This is a genomic window from Micromonospora fulviviridis, from assembly GCF_014648395.1.
Classification (GTDB): Bacteria; Actinomycetota; Actinomycetes; order Mycobacteriales; family Micromonosporaceae; genus Micromonospora; species Micromonospora fulviviridis.
Map to the genome: position 1 here is coordinate 533,904 of NZ_BMRA01000001.1, position 15,025 is coordinate 548,928.

Consider the following 15,025-nt stretch of genomic DNA (forward strand, 5'->3'; position numbering starts at 1 on the left):
GCCGGCGCGGTCAGCGTCCGGTGTCGCCCTCGCCGGTCCGCTGCTGAGCCATGTCGACGCCCTTGTCGATCTTCTCGTCGTACTTGCCCTGGGTCCGCTTGTCGGCCATGTCGCCGCCCTTTTCGATGCCCTGGTCGACCTGCTTGTCGTGCTTGTCGGCGAAGTCCTTGGCCTTGTCCATGAAGTCACCCATGCCGGTTCTCCCTTCGATACCTTGAATGCCTTCCCTGGGTCCGGAGGCACAAACGCGCCGCGCCCGAAGGCCGCCCGGGTGTCGGATTCGCGTGCGTCGGGTACCAACGGCCACGATCGAGGAGGCGACGTGGACGAGGACGCTGGGACGCCGGAGCCGGCGGAGCGAAGCCGGGCGGCAGGACCGAGGCACACCTGGGCGGGGCTGCCCTGGCCGGTACGGACGGCCGTCACCTGGGGCGCGTGTCTCGTGGTGGTGGTTGCCGCGCTCTGGCTGCTCGGGAAGATCGCGGTGCTGCTGGCGCCGCTGGCCGTGGCGCTGGCCGGCACGCTCTTCCTCACCGCGTTGCTCGACCCGGTGCTGCTGCGGCTGCGCCGGCTCCGGGTGCCGGCGGCGCCGGCCGCCCTGCTCAGCATCCTGCTGCTGCTCGGCGTCCTGGTCGGCCTCGGGGCGCTGGTGTGGAACCTCACGGCGAGCCAGTTCGGCGAGCTGAGCCAGCAGCTCGACCAGGGCCTGGAGCGCAGCCGGGACTTCGTCACCTCCAGCCTGCCGGTCACCGACGAACAGCTCGACCGGCAGGTCGAGCAGATCCGCGAGGGGCTGAGCGGCAGCGCCCCCGACCCGGTCGCCGGGGCGCGGACGGCCGCCGAGGTCGCCGGATCGATCCTGCTCGGCCTGGTGCTGCTCTTCTTCCTGCTCAAGGACGGCCGCTCGATGTGGCACTGGGTGCTGCGCCGGATGGCCGGGCCGCGCCGCGACCTGACCGCCGAGGCGGGCCGGGCCGGCTGGCGGACGCTCGGCGCGTACAGCCGGGGCACGATGATCATCGCGGCGATCGACGCCATCGGCATCGGCTTGGCGCTGGTGCTGCTGCGCGTCCCGCTGGCCCTGCCGCTCGCGCTGATCACCTTCCTCGGCGGATTCGTGCCGATCATCGGCGCCACCGTGGCCGGCGCGGTCGCGGTGCTGGTCGCGCTGGCCGCGAACGGCCCCACCACCGCCCTGCTCACCCTCGCCGCGGTGATCGCCGTGCAGCAGATCGAGGGCAACCTGCTGGAGCCGCTCGTGATGAAACGGCAGGTCCAGCTGCACCCGGCGGTCATCCTGGTGGTGGTCACCGCCGGCACGCTGATCGCCGGCATCGCGGGCGCGTTCGTCTCGGTGCCGATCGCCGCGGTCACCTGGCGGGTGCTCGACACCGTGCAACGCCACCGGGCCGCCCTGCCCGGCTGACCCCGGCCGCCTCCGGCTCAGGCCGGGTGCGGCTGGCGGAGGTGGGTGGTGAACCAGGTGGCGGCCTGGTCGGCCACCTGTTCCAGGGTGCCCGGCTCCTCGAAGAGGTGGGTGGCGCCCGGCACGATCCGCAGCTCGGCGACATCGCCCAGATCCGCCTGGGCCTGCTCGTTCAACACGATCACCTGCTCGTCCAGCCCACCGACGAGCAGCAGCGTCGGGGCGCGTACCGCCGACAGCGAGCTGCCGGCCAGGTCCGGACGGCCGCCCCGGGACACCACCGCGCCGACCCGCTGCGGCCGGGCGGCCGCGGCGACCAGGGCGGCGGCCGCGCCGGTGCTGGCGCCGAAGAGCCCGATCGGCAGCCGGCCCAGGGTCGGCTCGCCCGCCATCCAGTCGACGATGGCGGCCAGCCGCTCGGCGAGCATCCCGATGTCGAAGCGCAGCTCGGCGGTGACCTCGTCCCGTTTGTCCTCCTCGGCGGTGAGCAGGTCGACCAGCACGGTGCCCAGCCCCCGCCCGTTGAACTCGTGCGCCACCGCCACGTTGCGCGGGCTGTGCCGCGAACTGCCGCTCCCGTGCGCGAACAACACCACCCCCACCGCCCCCGACGGCACGATCACGTCGGCCGGCAGCCCCCCGTCCACCACCGGCACCGAAACCGCACGCACATCCCCCATACCCCACACCTCCCGGCCCCGGGCATACCCCCCAACGGCGTGATCATGAAGTTGGCACCGAGGAAACCGCTCTCTCTAGCCGCCAACGTCATGATCATCGAAATGGGCGTGGGTGGTGGGTGGAGTGTGGCGCGCGGAGGGTTGCCTTGACGTTGGTGGCAAGGTTTAGCGTTTGGGCGGTCAAGGGGTGAGCAGGTGGGGGCGGGTGGGATGCGGATCGGCGAGCTGGCGGAGCGGGCCGGGACCAGCACCCGCACCCTGCGGTACTACGAGTCCCAGGGGCTGGTGTGCCCGCGCCGGTCGGCTAACGGCTACCGGATCTACGACGAGGCGGAGCTGCGCGTCGTGCACGAGATCCGGGCGCTGCTGGCGGTCGGCTTCGGGCTGGACGACATCCGGCCGTTCGTGGCCTGCCTGCGGGCCGGCAACAGCTCCGGCGACGTCTGCCCCGACTCGGTGGCGGTGCTGCGGCGCAAGCTCGCCGAGGTGGACGACTACCTCGACCGGCTCGGCGCGGTCCGCCACCAGCTGCACGACCAGCTCGCCCGCGCGATCGCCCATCGGGAGGAAACATGCCTCAGGACACGCAGCAGGGCCGACTGACCCCGGTCACCGACGAGACCTTCGCGTCCGTCGTGCTGGCCGCGGACCGGCCCGTGGTGGTCGACTTCTGGGCGGAGTGGTGCCCGCCCTGCCGCCCGGTCTCGAAGCACCTGGCGGAGCTGGCCGAGGAGTTCGGCGAGGCGCTGCGCTTCGTCACCGTGAATTCGGACGAGAACCCGCAGAGCACCCGGGCGTACCAGGTGATGTCGATGCCGACGATGCTGGTGTTCCGGGACGGCCAGGTGGTGGGCTCGATCGTCGGCGCCCGGCCGAAGAACCACCTGCGGCTGAGCTTCGCCAGGCACCTCGACGGTTGAGCCGGACCGGATCGGGAAGGCGCGGGGTGACCACGGACCCCGACGGATCGCGAGGATCGTCATGGCGAAACAGGACAGGTCCCGAGAGCAGGAGCTCACCGATCAGGAACGCCGCAAACAGGAGCTGAAGGGCTCAAAGGACTGGGCGGACCGCGCCTCCGTGGCACGCACCGCCGACGACCCGCGGGCCACGGCGCCGCGTGACGCCGGCGGCCGGCCGTCCAACGGCCGCCAGTTCTGACGTACGCCGGTGAAGCCCCGGCCCGCGACCACGCGGGTCGGGGCTTCGCTCAGGTCAGGTTCTCCGGCAGGTGCAGCAGGGGCGCCCGGCCCGGCGGCTGCTCCGGCTGCGGCCCGGACGGGTGCGCCGGCGGCACCGGCACGGTGACCGGCTGGGCGGCGGTGACCCGGATCGGCTCGCCGTGGTGGTGCAGCTCGATAACCGTGTCCGGCCCCCCGTTGCGCAGCGAGTACGTGGTCTGGTGCGGCCGGACGTCCACCCGCAGCCGCATCGACCGCCACTGGAGGGAGAACTCCAACCGGCCGAGCCGGCTGGAGAGCCGGGGCGAGAAGGAGAGCGTCCCGTCGTGGTCGCGCAGGCCGCCGAAGCCGGCGACCAGGGCGATCCAGGCCCCGGCGAGCGAGGCCATGTGCACGCCGTCCCGGGTGTTCTCGTTCAGGTCGTGCAGGTCCATCAGCGCGGCCTCGCGCAGGTAGCGGTGGGCCAGCTCGGGGTGACCCACCTCGGCCGCCATCACCGCCTGGGTGCAGGCGCTCAGCGAGGAGTCCCGCACGGTGCGCCGCTCGTAGTAGAGGAAGTTGCGCATCTTCTCCGGACCGGTGAACGCGTCGCCCCGCCAGTGCATGGCGAGCACCAGGTCCGCCTGCTTGACCACCTGCTTCCGGTACAGGTCGAAGTACGGGTAGTGCAGCAGCAGCGGGTACTTCTCCGGGGGCGTGTGCTCGAAGTCCCACTCCTGCAGCCGGGTGAAGCCCTCCACCTGCCCGTGCACCTCGATCTCCGGGTCGTACGGGAGGTGCATGGCATTGGCCGCGTCCCGCCAGGCGGCCGCCTCCTCCTCGGTGACGCCGAGGTCCTGGGCCTGGTCCCGGTGGCGCATGGCGCACTCGGCGGCGGTGAGCAGGTTCCGCTGCGCCATCAGGTTGGTGTAGACGTTGTCGTTCTTGACCGCGGTGTACTCGTCCGGGCCGGTCACCCCGTCGATGTGGAACCGTCCGGTGCGGTCGTGGTGGCCGAGCGAACGCCACAGCCGGGCCGTCTCGACCAGCAGTTCCAGGCCGATCTCCTCCTCCAGCGCCTGGTCGCCGGTGACCAGCACGTAGCGGCGCAGCGCGTCGGCCACGTCGGCGGCGATGTGGAACGCGGCCGTCCCGGCCGGCCAGTACGCCGACGACTCCGGCCCCTCGATGGTCCGCCACGGGAAGGCGGCCCCGGCCAGGTTCAACGTCCGGGCCCGCTCCTGCGCCTGCGGGAGGGTGGAGTAGCGCCACTGCAGGGCGTCCCGCACCGCGCCGGGTTGGGTGTAGGTGAGCACCGGCAGCACGAACATTTCGGTGTCCCAGAACGCGTGCCCGTCGTACCCCGGGCCGGTGAGGCCCTTGGCGGCGATCGGCCGGCGTTCCGCGCGGGCGCCGGCCTGGAGCACGTGGAACAGGCCGAACCGGACGGCCTGCTGCACCTCCGGGTCGCCCTCCACCCGCACGTCGGCGGCGTCCCAGAACTCGTCGAGGTATTCCCGCTGCTCGCGGCGCAGCCCGTCCCAGCCGTCAAGCCGGGCCGCGGCCAGCCCCGCCCCGACCTGGTCGCGCAGCGCCGGCAGCGACCGCCGGCTGGACCAGCCGTACGTCAGGTACTTGACCACCCGCAGCTTCTGGCCGGGCTTGAGCACGCACCCGATGGTGGTGCGGACCCAGTCCTCGTAGCCCTCGGACTCGATGGTGGTGCGCTCCGGGGCGTCCACGTCGTGCGCCATGGCGGCGGCGACCCGCAGCCCGCTGACCTTGGTGCGGTGGATGAGCAGCCCGCCGTCGTCGGTGGTCAGCTCCTCCTCGGCCTGCAACGGCGACTCGAGCACGGCGGCCACCCGCGGGTCGCGGCTCTGCGGCGGCAGGGTCTCGTTGGCCACCAGTTCCGACTGGAGGATCAGCCGCAGCGGCCCCTCCAGCGCCTCGACCTCGTAGTGGATGGCGGCGACCGCCCGCTGGGTGAACGACACGAGCCGGGTGCTGCGGACCTTCACGTCCCGCCCGGCCGGCGAGCGCCAGTGCAGCTCGCGGTGCAGGGTGCCGGCGCGCAGGTCGAGCACCCGCTCGTGGAAGAGCAGTTCGCCGTAGCGGACGTCGAGCGGCTCGTCGTCGACCAGGAGCCGGATGAGCTTGCCGTTGGTGACGTTGACGACGGTCTGCCCGGACTCGGGGAAACCGAAGCCCGCCTCCGCGTACGGCAGGGGACGCAGCTCGTAGAAGGAGTTCAGGTAGGTGCCGGGCAGGCCGTGGGGCTCGCCCTCGTCGAGGTTGCCGCGCAGCCCGACGTGGCCGTTGGAGAGGGCGAAGACCGACTCGGACTGGGCCAGCACGTCCATGTCGAGGCGGGTCTCCCGGACGTGCCACGGCTCGACCGGATACGCCCGTTCCCGGATCACGCGGGCGCCCCGGTGAGCAGCTCCGACAGGTCGGTGACCACCACGTCGGCGCCGTGCGCGCGCAGGTCGTCGGCCTGGCCGACCCGGTCGACGCCGACCACGTACCCGAAGCCGCCGGCCTTTCCGGCGGCGACGCCGGCCAGCGCGTCCTCGAAGACGGCCGCGTTCTCCGGCGGCACCCCGAGCAACTGCGCGCCGGCCAGGAAGGTGTCCGGGTGCGGCTTGCCGCGCAGCCCGCGCTCGCGGGCCACCAGCCCGTCGACCCGCGCCTCCAGCAGCGGCTCCAGACCGGCGGCGGCGACGACGTCCCGGCAGTTGGCGCTGGCCGAGACCACCGCCCGGCGCAGCCCGGCCCGGACGGCCTCCTCCAGGTAGCGCACCGAGCCCTCGTAGACCTCGACGCCGTCGGTGTGGATCCGTTTGAGCAGGATGACGTTCTTCCGGTTGCCCACCCCGTTGACGGTCTCCGCCTCGGGCGGGTCGTCGGGCGAGCCCTCGGGCAGGGTGATCCCGCGCGAGGCCAGGAACGAGCGCACCCCGTCGGCGCGCGGTTTTCCGTCCACGTACCGGTTGTAGTCCGGGCCGGGGTCGAACGGGCGGAACGGCTCGCCGGTGATCGCCGCACGCTCCCGCAGGAACGCGTCGAAGGTCTCGGTCCAGGCGGCGTTGTGCACCTTGGCGGTCTGCGTCAGCACACCGTCCAGATCGAAGAGACAGGCGGTCACGTGAGCGGGTAGGCCCAGCATTGCCTGAATCTATCCAGCGCACCGGCCGGACAAACCCGATTCGGGCGTCAGCGGTTCGGGCGGAGCGTCCAGACGACGGTGAGCGCCGAGGTCACGGTGCCGTCCTCGGTGCCGATCTCCACCTCGACCGGAAACTCCGGCCGCTGCCCGGCGTCCAGCTCGGCGAGCACCTCGGCCGGGGTGCGCCCCAGCCGCGCGGTGGCCAGGACCGGCCCCAGGGCGACCTTCTGGTAACGGATGGTGGCGGTCACGGCCAGCGGTACGGCCCGGTCCAGCACCTGCCCGAACGCGGCGAGCACCACCGCGCCGGAGGCGGTCTCCCCGAGGGTGAACATGGCCCCGGCGTGCGGGCCGCCGACGTGGTTGTGGTGCTCCGGGACGTCGGGGAGCCGGACCACGGCCCGGACACCGCCCTCGGCCTCGGGGGCGACCTCGACGAATTCGATACCGAGCGTGCGGGCGAACGGCACGGCCTCCAGCAGACCGGCCGCCACCTGGCGAGAGTCGATGGACATGCCCAGACGCTACTCGCCAGTAACTTCCCGGGCAAGGGCCGCCTGGTCAGCGGGCACGGCCTGGCCGGCGGTGTTTCGCTCGGCATCGCTGCGCAGCACGCAGAACTCGTTGCCCTCGGGGTCAGCCAACACGACCCAGCCGCTGCCGTCCGGCTCGCGCCGGTCGGCGACGACGGTGGCGCCCAGGGCCTGGATCCGCTCGACCTCCCGGTCGCGCAGCACGTCCGGTTCCAGGCAGATGTGCACGCGGTTCTTCACGGTCTTCGGCTCCGGCACGCGCTGGAAATAGAGCCTCGGGCCGTCGGGCGGCTCGATGACGAGTTCCTCGTCGTCGGGCTCGAACTCCGGATCGACCGGGCAGTCGAAGACCCTGCTCCAGAAGTGCGCAAGCTCGTACGGGTCGGCGCAGTCGAACGAGACGTTCCGGATCACGGTCCCCATCCCGCCACCCTTGGGCCGGGCGGAGAAGTGGTCAACTCGATTTTCCGCGACGCCCGCCTGCCGCCCGCGGGTTGGCCATGCCGGTGACGCGGGCTCGCCGCCCTCGACCGACCCGCCACGCTCCGCCCGACAACTGAGATCACTCTGCGTGCCCGACCACCGGGGTCACGACGAGTGACGCCACCACCGAGGGCCGGGGAACCCCCTTCCCCGCCTTTGCTCTGCAGCCCTCCACGCAACACCAGCTTGAGCTGCTGTTTCTCGCCGATCGCCAGCGCGCCTCCCGGCCCACGCGGTCACTAAGCGTAAGTGCTGCCTCCGTGGCTGCAGAGCAAAGGCGCGGGAGGGGGCTCCCCCGGGGCGGTCCGGCCGTGACGCAGCGTGGCCCGCCGCAACACGCCCTCGTGCGGGAGCGCCGCGGCGGGCCACCCCCGCCGGCGAAGGTTCTCAGCGCCAGCCGACGTCGATCCGGTCGCCACGCTCGTCGAAGAAGTGCAGCGCGTCCATCCGCACCTGGACGGCGAGCGGATGCCCCGCCGACACCGCCGGGTACGGGGCCAGCCGCACGGCCAGCTCCGCCGGGCGACGGTGGTGCCGGCCCGGGTCGGGAAGCACGCTGGTCCGGCTCCCGCTGCCGCTCGGCGCGGCCGAGACCGGGGCGTCCGCCGCCCGCCCGGCGAGGCGCTGCATCACCTGGCCGAACCGGCGCAGGCCGCGCTGGCCGGGGGCCGCGCTCTCCGCCGGGGTGCCCATCTCGTCCACCACGATGGCGGTGGCGCCGATGTCGAGGAAGGCCAGCGACTCGTGGCCGTGGTGCTCCAGGTAGCGGATCCGCCCGTGCAGCACGTCGCCCACGGTGTCCGGGGCGACCGGGGTGAGCGCCTCGGCCCGCATGCCGACCACGATCCGCTCGCCGTGGTAGTGCGCCACGGCCCGGCTGCGGATGTCGTCCCAGGGCAGGTAGAGCGCCTGCTCGCCGAGGTTCAGCGCCACGTACCGGTCGAGGTGGACGTAGACCGACGCCTCCAGCAGGTTCATCCGCGGGCTGCCGAGGAAGGCGGCGACGTAGAGGGTGGCCGGGCGGCCGTACACCTGGGTGGGCGTGCCCACGTCCTGGAGCACGCCCTTGCGCATGATGGCGACCCGGTCGGCCATGGTCAGCGCCTCGGCCTGGTCGTGCGTGACGTAGATGGTGGTGACGCCCAGCTCGCGGGTCAGCCCCGAGATCTCGGCGCGCAACTCGGCGCGGAGGCCGCTGTCCAGGTTGGAGAGGGGCTCGTCCATGAGGAACAGGCCGGGCCGGCGCACTATCGCCCGCCCCATCGCCACCCGCTGCCGCTGGCCGCCGGAGAGCTGGCTGGGCTTGCGCCCCAGCACGTCGCCGATGCCCAGCGCGCTCGCCACGTCCTGGATCCGCTCGCCGCGCGGCCCGGGCTCGATCCCGGAGAGCCGGAGCGGGAAGCCGATGTTGTCGCCCACGGTCATGTGTGGATAGAGGGCGAAGTCCTGGAAGACCATGGCGATCTTCCGGTCCCGGGGCGGCAGGTCGTTGGCCACCTCGCCGCCGAGCATCACCGCGCCCGAGGTGGGATCCTCCAGGCCGGCGACCATCCGCAGCACGGTGGACTTACCGCAGCCTGAGGGGCCGAGCAGCACCATGAACTCGCCGTCGTTGACATCCAGATTGATGGTGTCGACCGCGACTGTCCCGTCCTGGAACACCTTGGTGACATCCTTGAGCGCGACGGTCGTCACCGTCTCCTCCCCAGCTCTCGGCCGAACCCGGGAATGACTGTGACCAGGATCATGGGATCCGCACATCGGGTAAACGTGTGATGTTCACATCGTGAAAGACCTATTACACGGGATAGGCAGCCTTCCATCGGTAAGGTGACCGTCGAGTAACCGTCAGGCCGGCTCGTCCAGGAAGACCCGGCGGACCACCCGCTCGGCGGCGTGCCCGTCGTCCAGGGCGCAGAACCGGGCCCGGAACCGTTGCCGCGCCTGCTCGGCCTTCGCCCCGCGCACCGCGCCGCCGCGGAAGACGTCGAGCAGCCCGGCAAAGTCGACGGCGACCGCGCCCGGCGGCTCGGCGAGCAGGTCGAAGTAGACACCCCGGGCCACCCGGTACGCGTCCCAGTCCGGCGCGTAGACCACGATCGGCCGGTCCAGCACCGCGTAGTCGAACATCGCCGAGGAATAGTCGGTGACCAGCACGTCCGCGGCGAGGTACAGGTCCTCCACCCGGTCGTACGTGCTCACGTCCCGCACCCCGCCGTCGGACACGCCCCGCAACTGCCGCTCCCGGTCGTGGAAGTAGTGGCTGCGCATCAGTAGTCGCCCCGACGGGCCGAGCACGTCGCGCATCCGGTCCGGGTCGAACGGGGGGTGCCAGCCGGGCAGGTGCTCCCGGTGGGTCGGCGCGTAGAGCACCACGTACTCGTCGGGGCCGATGCCCAGCGCGGCGCGGACCTGGCGGCACTCCTCGGCGGTGGCCCGCGCCAGCCGGTCGTTGCGTGGATAACCGACCTCCAGCGTGGTGTAGTCGGCCGGGTAGGCCCGCTCCCACATCTGCGTGGAGAAGCTGTTCGAGCTGACGCTGTAGTCCCAGCGGTCCACCCGGTGCAGCAGCTTGGTGAAGTCCATCCCCACCGCGCCGACCGGATAGCGCTGCTGGTCCAGCCCCATCACCTTGACCGGGGTGCCGTGGTGGGTCTGCACGTGCACCGAACCGGGTCGCTTGCGGACGAAGTCCGGGAAGTTGACGTTGTTGACCAGCCAGCGGGCCCGGGCCAGCACGCGGTAGTAGTCCCGGGTGCCGGCGACCACGTACTCCACGCCGGGCGGCAGCACGGCCACCCGGTCGCGGCGGACGATCCAGACGCCGCGCACCTGCGGGGCCAGCCGGCGGGCGGCCGTGTAGATCGCGGCCGGGTTGCAGGAGTAGCCCCGGTACCAGTACGCCGCGTAGACGGCGAGCGTCGGGTCGAGCGGGCGGTGCAACTCGGCCCGGTAGTACTCGCGCAGCGCCGCGTCCCGGGCCCTGCGGGCGGTACGCCGGGCCACCGGCAGCACCCGCCGCCTGACCCGCCGGGCCGTGTGCCGGGCCTGCTCCTCGGCTTGGTGGGCGGCGCGGAGCGCGCTGAACGTACGCCACCGCCCGGCCGCCACCAGCCGGTGCTTCACCCCCTCCAGGCCGGGTGGGACCGGGTAGCCCTCGGGCGGCAGGAAGCGGACGTAGTCGGCGTGGATCTGGGCGAAGAACGGTGGCCGCAACTCGGCGGCGATCCGCTCGCCGTTGCCCAGCACGGTCAGGTAGTGCCAGATCATCCGCTCGAAGACGGCCGGGCGCAGCCCGGCCACCGCCGGCCCCCAGCGATCCATCAGCCGGAACACCCGGTGCCACTGCGCGAAGACCTCGAAGTGCCGGTCCCCCCGGGTCCGGGTGATCGCCCCGGTCCGGCGCTGCCGGTAGTTGAGGCAGACCCGGTCCAGCACGCCGATCCGCTCGGCCGCCATCAGCGCGGGATAGCTGAACGAGACGTCCTCGTACCAGCCGGGTTCGAAGCGCAGCCCCTGCTCGACCAGGAACTCCCGGCGGACCAGCCGGTTCCAGGCGGTGTGCAGCAGCCGCAGGGTCTCCGGCCGGTCCCGCAGCCGGAACGTCGCCTCGTCGGGCGGCTCGGGGAACACGTCCCGCATTGCGCTGCGGGTGCCGACGTTGTTCCAGTGCGCCCGGACGTGGTCGACGACCAGCACGTCCGGGCGGGTGGCGCGGAGCCGGTCGGCCACGTGCGGCAGGCAGCCGGCGACCAGCCAGTCGTCCCCGTCGACGAACCAGACGTACTCGCCGACGGCCCGGTCCAGCCCGATGTTGCGGGCCGGACCGAGCCCGACGTTCTCGACGAGCCGCACCGGGTGGACCCGGGGGTCGCGGGCCGCGTACTCGTCCAGGATCTCGCCGCTGCCGTCCGGGGAGGCGTCGTCGATCCCGATCACCTCGAGGTCGTCGAACGGCTGGTCGAGGATCGAGTCGAGACACTCCCGCAGGTAACCCTGCACCTTGAAGGCCGGTACGACGAAGCTGATCAGGGTCATCCGGCCGGCCCTCCGTCAGCCCGGCGAGCGGTCACCCCCACGGGCGCGGGCCGGCAGGACCACCCAGGCGAGGACCACGCTCGCGACAAAAACCACGAGAAGGTACGTACCGAGTGTAGCCAGAGCGATGCTCGCAATTCCGGCGATCGACCCGATGGTCAGCAGCGCGGAACGCCCCTCCCAGCCGAGCGTGGCGGCGTGCAGCGGCGGGGCCGCCTGCCGCTTCTCCAGCCGGGCGGTCAGGTCGTAGTGGTGCAGGGTCAGCACGAAGACGTACCCGAAGATCAGCCACGGCGACACCCGCCCGGCCACCCCGACGGCGATGGCGAAGAGGTACTCCCCGGCCCGCAGCGCCGCCGGGACCAGCCAGTCCAGCGGCCCGTCGTGCGCCGCCCGCGCACCCTGCGCCCCGCCCAGCAGGACCACCAGCGCGAACGTCACCGCCCAGCCGGGCAGGCCGCCCCCGGCGTGCACCGCCAGCAGCGCCCACAGCAGCAGCCCCGCCGCGCCGAGCGCGCCGGCCACCGCGAGCACCAGCGGGGCGCGCACCACCGGCATGGCCCGGACCAGCGGCCCGTCGTCGCGGTGCAGGCCGGTGTCGACCGTGGTCAGCACCGGCACCCGCATCCACCACGCCCGCAGGGTGCGGAGCGCCCCGGTGTACGCGAACGCCAGCACGCCCCACACCAGCACCGCGCAGAGCGCCACCAGCGGCCCGAACAGCGCGGCGGCCACCGCCATGAGCGCCCACCGCTCACCGATCGGGAAGACCACGGTCCGCTTCAGCCAGTAGGAGACCGAGCCGGTGTCCGCCTGCACCTTGGTCGAGGCGGCGTTCAGCTTGCCGCCGATGCCGCCCGCGTCCCCGGTCACCGCCCGGGGGCGCCGCGCCGCCTCGTCGTGCAGCACCCCGTACCAGGTGTCGGTCATGTGCCGCACGGTCTGCAGGGTCATGGCGGCGATCGCCAGCGCCCAGCCGTAGCGGAAGCCGGCGTGCGTGGCGCCGTAGCCGAGACCGGCGTAGACGACGTACTCCTTGGCCCGGTCGGCCATGGTGTCCAGCCACCCGCCCCAGGCGCTGAAGTGCCGGGTGTAGCGGGCCAACTGGCCGTCCACGCAGTCCAGCACGAAGCCCAGGTAGAGCAGGACGCCACCGGCCACCAGCGCGGGCCGGCCGCCCACGCCGAAGAGCACCGCCGCGGCCACCGCGAAGGCCACCGAGATCATGGTGACCGCGGTCGGGCCCAGGCCGATCCGGGCGGCCGCCTTGGTCACGTACGGGGACCAGGTGCTGACGAAGAACGTGGTGAAGAAGTCGTCGCGCTCCTTCACCGACAGCTTCAGCTCGGCCCGGTCCTCGTCCACGGCGGCCACGGCCGCCTGCGCCGCGGCCAGTTCCGCCGGGTCGCCGACCCGGTGCGCCACGAGCAGGCGTACCCGGTGGGCGAAGACCAGGGTGCCGCAGCCGACGAGGCCGGCGACGATCCGGTCCAGGGCGGACGCCGGGCCGGTCGGCGCCGGACCGGTCGCGGACCCGGCCACGGCGCGGGCGGCGGCGGCGAGGGCCGGCAGGTCGGCCGGGCCGACCCGCAGCGCGCCGCCGAACACGCCGGTCGCGCCCGCCGGGTCGTCCACCGCGACCACCTGGCCGCGCTCCTCGCGGACCGTGGCCTGCCCGGTGGCTGGCGGATCGGTGAGCACCAGGGCCACCGTCGGCCCGACCGGGCTGGTCGCCAGATGCTTGAGTACGGCGGTGTGCGCCACCAGGTCGGCCCCGCTGACCAGCACCGGCCCGGTGGCGGTGGCCACCAGGTCGGCCAGCTCGGACAGGTCGGTGGCCACCCGCACCTCGTCCGCCCCGGCCCGCCGCCACTGCCCGGCGAGCCGGTCGACCAGGCGCTCCCCGGCGTCGGTGCTCAGGCCCGCCGCCGGCCCGGCGGCGAGCACGATCGCGAGCGTCACCGCTGCGTCGCGCTGGCGTAGGCGTGCAGCGCCTCGTCGATCGTGCCGTCGACCGTCAGCCGCCCCGCGTCGAGGTAGAGCCCCCGACGACAGAACCGGGTGAGGTCCTTTTCGTTGTGTGACACCAGCACCAGCGTGCGCCCTTCCGCGAGAAGTCGCTCGATGGTCGCATAGCACTTGGCGCGGAACTCCGCGTCCCCGACCGCGGTCACCTCGTCCACCAGCAGCACGGGGTGCGGCAGGTGGGCGATGACCGCGAAACCCAGCCGGACCTTCATCCCCGACGAGTAGTGCCGGACCGAGGTGTCGATGGCCCGTTCCACCTGCTCACCGGCGAACGAGACGATCTCGTCGAAGTGCCGGCGCAGGTACGCGCCCGACAGCCCGTGCAGCCCGCCCACCAGGTAGAGGTTCTCCCGGCCGGTCAGGTCCCCGGAGAAGCCGGCGGAGAGTTCCAGCAGCGGGGCCACCCGGCCATGGACCCGGATCGAGCCCTCGTCGGGGATCAGCACCCCGGCGATCAGCCGCAGCAGGGTGCTCTTGCCGGTGCCGTTACGCCCGACCACGCCGACCGTCTCACCCGGCTCGATCCGGAACGACACGTCCCGCAGCGGCCAGAACCGGCCGGCGTCCGGGTCCCGGGCGCCCCGGTGGATGAGCAGTTCCCGCAGCCGGAGCTGGCGGCGGCGGTTGCGGACGAACCGGATGCCGAGCCCGTCCGCCTCGATCATGGCCGCCATTCACAGTTCCTTGAGCACGGCCGGTTCGAGGCGGCGGAACGACCACCAGCCCAGCGCGAACACCAGCAGGCTGCCCGCCACGGTGACGGTGAGCAGCCGGGCGTCCGGGAACTCGTCCGGATACCAGATCGCGTGGTGCAGCTGGAAGATCCCGACCAGTGGGTTCAGCTCGTACGCGACCTTCAGCCAGCCCGGCATGCCCGAGCCCCGGACCAGGTTCAGCGGATAGATGATCGGGGTGGCGTAGAAGAGCACCCGGATGATCAGCCGCATGAAGCGCTCGATGTCGCGCATCAGCACGTTGCCCGCCGACAGCAGCAGCGCCAGCCCCACCAGCAGGACGAACTGCACCGCCACGGCCAGCGGCAGCGCGAGCAGTGTCCAGCCGAGGTGGATCCGGCCGTGGCCGGCGTAGAGGGCCGCGATGGCGACCAGGATGGGCAGGCCGGCGGCGTACTCGGCGAACCGGCCGGTGACCCGGCCGATCGGAAAGACCTGCCGGGGCAGGTTCATCGTGGTGATCAGCCGGGCCTGACCGGTCAGCGCGTTGGCCGCCTCGGTCAGCGCCGAGCTGGCCCACATCCAGGCGAAGATCCCGGTGATCAGGAAGAGCGGGTACGACCCGGCCGCGTCACCGAGGTGCCGCCGGGTGGCGCCGGAATAGAGCACGCCGAAGACGAACCAGTAGATGAGGCCCATGCCGAGCGGCTCGATGAGCGACCAGAGATAGCCCAGCACGGACTGCTGGTACTTCACCGCGAGATCGCGCCGGACCAGGATGCGCAGCGAGGTGCGGGCGGACCAGAGCGCGGCGACGCCGGACGTCACCGTCCC

Annotated in this window: 15 protein-coding genes; 4 read left to right on the forward strand and 11 right to left on the reverse strand. The window is 72.7% G+C overall.

The features are described 5' to 3' along the window. Positions 1-10: 10 nt before the first annotated feature. Positions 11-193 (reverse strand): antitoxin, encoded by a 183-nt coding sequence (locus IEY96_RS02665; RefSeq protein ID WP_189193185.1) that lies wholly within the window; start codon positions 191-193, stop codon positions 11-13. A 129-nt stretch (positions 194-322) separates the two neighbouring features. On the opposite strand from IEY96_RS02665, the gene IEY96_RS02670 reads away from it, so the two are divergent. Continuing rightward, on the forward strand, positions 323-1,426 hold the full coding sequence (locus IEY96_RS02670) for an AI-2E family transporter (RefSeq protein WP_189193186.1): 1,104 nt from the start codon (positions 323-325) through the stop codon (positions 1,424-1,426). Between the two features lie 17 nt (positions 1,427-1,443). Here IEY96_RS02670 and IEY96_RS02675 read toward each other — a convergent pair whose 3' ends face one another. Further along, a complete protein-coding gene (locus tag IEY96_RS02675) occupies positions 1,444-2,106 on the reverse strand; it encodes a dienelactone hydrolase family protein (protein ID WP_189193187.1) in 663 nt (220 codons plus the stop codon). Positions 2,107-2,316: 210 nt separating this feature from the next. Between IEY96_RS02675 and IEY96_RS02680 the strand changes: the two genes are divergently transcribed. The 3 genes from IEY96_RS02680 to IEY96_RS02690 all read left to right on the forward strand — a co-directional run bounded on the left by IEY96_RS02680 (position 2,317) and on the right by IEY96_RS02690 (position 3,267). After that, positions 2,317-2,709, forward strand: coding sequence for a MerR family transcriptional regulator (locus tag IEY96_RS02680; RefSeq protein ID WP_091314905.1), 393 nt, complete (start codon positions 2,317-2,319; stop codon positions 2,707-2,709). Then, positions 2,679-3,026 carry a thioredoxin gene (trxA, locus tag IEY96_RS02685; RefSeq protein WP_229791351.1) on the forward strand — a complete coding sequence of 116 codons (348 nt, stop codon included), beginning with the start codon at positions 2,679-2,681 and terminating at the stop codon, positions 3,024-3,026. The genes IEY96_RS02680 and trxA overlap by 31 nt, the downstream gene beginning before the upstream one ends. 61 nt (positions 3,027-3,087) lie before the next feature. Beyond that, complete coding sequence (locus tag IEY96_RS02690) at positions 3,088-3,267, forward strand: hypothetical protein (protein ID WP_189193188.1); 180 nt, start codon at positions 3,088-3,090, stop codon at positions 3,265-3,267. A 49-nt stretch (positions 3,268-3,316) separates the two neighbouring features. Here IEY96_RS02690 and IEY96_RS02695 read toward each other — a convergent pair whose 3' ends face one another. The 9 genes from IEY96_RS02695 to IEY96_RS02735 form a co-directional block, all read right to left on the reverse strand. Further along, on the reverse strand, positions 3,317-5,689 hold the full coding sequence (locus tag IEY96_RS02695; RefSeq protein ID WP_189193189.1) for a glycoside hydrolase family 65 protein: 2,373 nt from the start codon (positions 5,687-5,689) through the stop codon (positions 3,317-3,319). Beyond that, positions 5,686-6,435 (reverse strand): beta-phosphoglucomutase family hydrolase, encoded by a 750-nt coding sequence (locus IEY96_RS02700; RefSeq protein ID WP_189193190.1) that lies wholly within the window; start codon positions 6,433-6,435, stop codon positions 5,686-5,688. Before IEY96_RS02700 ends, IEY96_RS02695 begins: the two co-directional genes overlap by 4 nt. Positions 6,436-6,482: 47 nt before the next feature. Then, positions 6,483-6,950: a DUF4442 domain-containing protein gene (locus tag IEY96_RS02705; protein ID WP_189193191.1), complete on the reverse strand. Its 468-nt coding sequence runs from the start codon at positions 6,948-6,950 to the stop codon at positions 6,483-6,485. A 9-nt stretch (positions 6,951-6,959) separates the two neighbouring features. Further along, complete coding sequence (locus IEY96_RS02710; protein WP_189193192.1) at positions 6,960-7,391, reverse strand: VOC family protein; 432 nt, start codon at positions 7,389-7,391, stop codon at positions 6,960-6,962. 447 nt (positions 7,392-7,838) lie between these two features. Next, positions 7,839-9,146, reverse strand: a complete 1,308-nt coding sequence (locus IEY96_RS02715; protein WP_189193193.1) for an ABC transporter ATP-binding protein — start codon at positions 9,144-9,146, stop codon at positions 7,839-7,841. 153 nt (positions 9,147-9,299) lie between these two features. Then, positions 9,300-11,489, reverse strand: coding sequence for a bifunctional glycosyltransferase/CDP-glycerol:glycerophosphate glycerophosphotransferase (locus IEY96_RS02720; protein WP_189193194.1), 2,190 nt, complete (start codon positions 11,487-11,489; stop codon positions 9,300-9,302). A 15-nt stretch (positions 11,490-11,504) separates the two neighbouring features. Further along, positions 11,505-13,451 carry a DUF5941 domain-containing protein gene (locus IEY96_RS02725; protein WP_189193195.1) on the reverse strand — a complete coding sequence of 649 codons (1,947 nt, stop codon included), beginning with the start codon at positions 13,449-13,451 and terminating at the stop codon, positions 11,505-11,507. Further along, positions 13,448-14,191 (reverse strand): ABC transporter ATP-binding protein, encoded by a 744-nt coding sequence (locus IEY96_RS02730; RefSeq protein ID WP_189193196.1) that lies wholly within the window; start codon positions 14,189-14,191, stop codon positions 13,448-13,450. Before IEY96_RS02730 ends, IEY96_RS02725 begins: the two co-directional genes overlap by 4 nt. Beyond that, complete coding sequence (locus tag IEY96_RS02735; protein ID WP_189193197.1) at positions 14,192-15,019, reverse strand: ABC transporter permease; 828 nt, start codon at positions 15,017-15,019, stop codon at positions 14,192-14,194. Positions 15,020-15,025 lie beyond the last annotated feature (6 nt).

Bases quoted from the DNA above. Each gene is read 5' to 3' on its own strand.
- IEY96_RS02665 (WP_189193185.1), bottom strand. From the start codon at position 193: ATGGGTGACTTCATGGACAAGGCCAAGGACTTCGCCGACAAGCACGAC.
- IEY96_RS02675 (WP_189193187.1), bottom strand. From the start codon at position 2,106: ATGGGGGATGTGCGTGCGGTTTCGGTGCCGGTGGTGGACGGGGGGCTG.
- IEY96_RS02680 (WP_091314905.1), top strand. From the start codon at position 2,317: ATGCGGATCGGCGAGCTGGCGGAGCGGGCCGGGACCAGCACCCGCACC.
- trxA (WP_229791351.1), top strand. From the start codon at position 2,679: ATGCCTCAGGACACGCAGCAGGGCCGACTGACCCCGGTCACCGACGAG.
- IEY96_RS02690 (WP_189193188.1), top strand. From the start codon at position 3,088: ATGGCGAAACAGGACAGGTCCCGAGAGCAGGAGCTCACCGATCAGGAA.
- IEY96_RS02700 (WP_189193190.1), bottom strand. From the start codon at position 6,435: ATGCTGGGCCTACCCGCTCACGTGACCGCCTGTCTCTTCGATCTGGAC.
- IEY96_RS02705 (WP_189193191.1), bottom strand. From the start codon at position 6,950: ATGTCCATCGACTCTCGCCAGGTGGCGGCCGGTCTGCTGGAGGCCGTG.
- IEY96_RS02710 (WP_189193192.1), bottom strand. From the start codon at position 7,391: ATGGGGACCGTGATCCGGAACGTCTCGTTCGACTGCGCCGACCCGTAC.
- IEY96_RS02720 (WP_189193194.1), bottom strand. From the start codon at position 11,489: ATGACCCTGATCAGCTTCGTCGTACCGGCCTTCAAGGTGCAGGGTTAC.
- IEY96_RS02730 (WP_189193196.1), bottom strand. From the start codon at position 14,191: ATGGCGGCCATGATCGAGGCGGACGGGCTCGGCATCCGGTTCGTCCGC.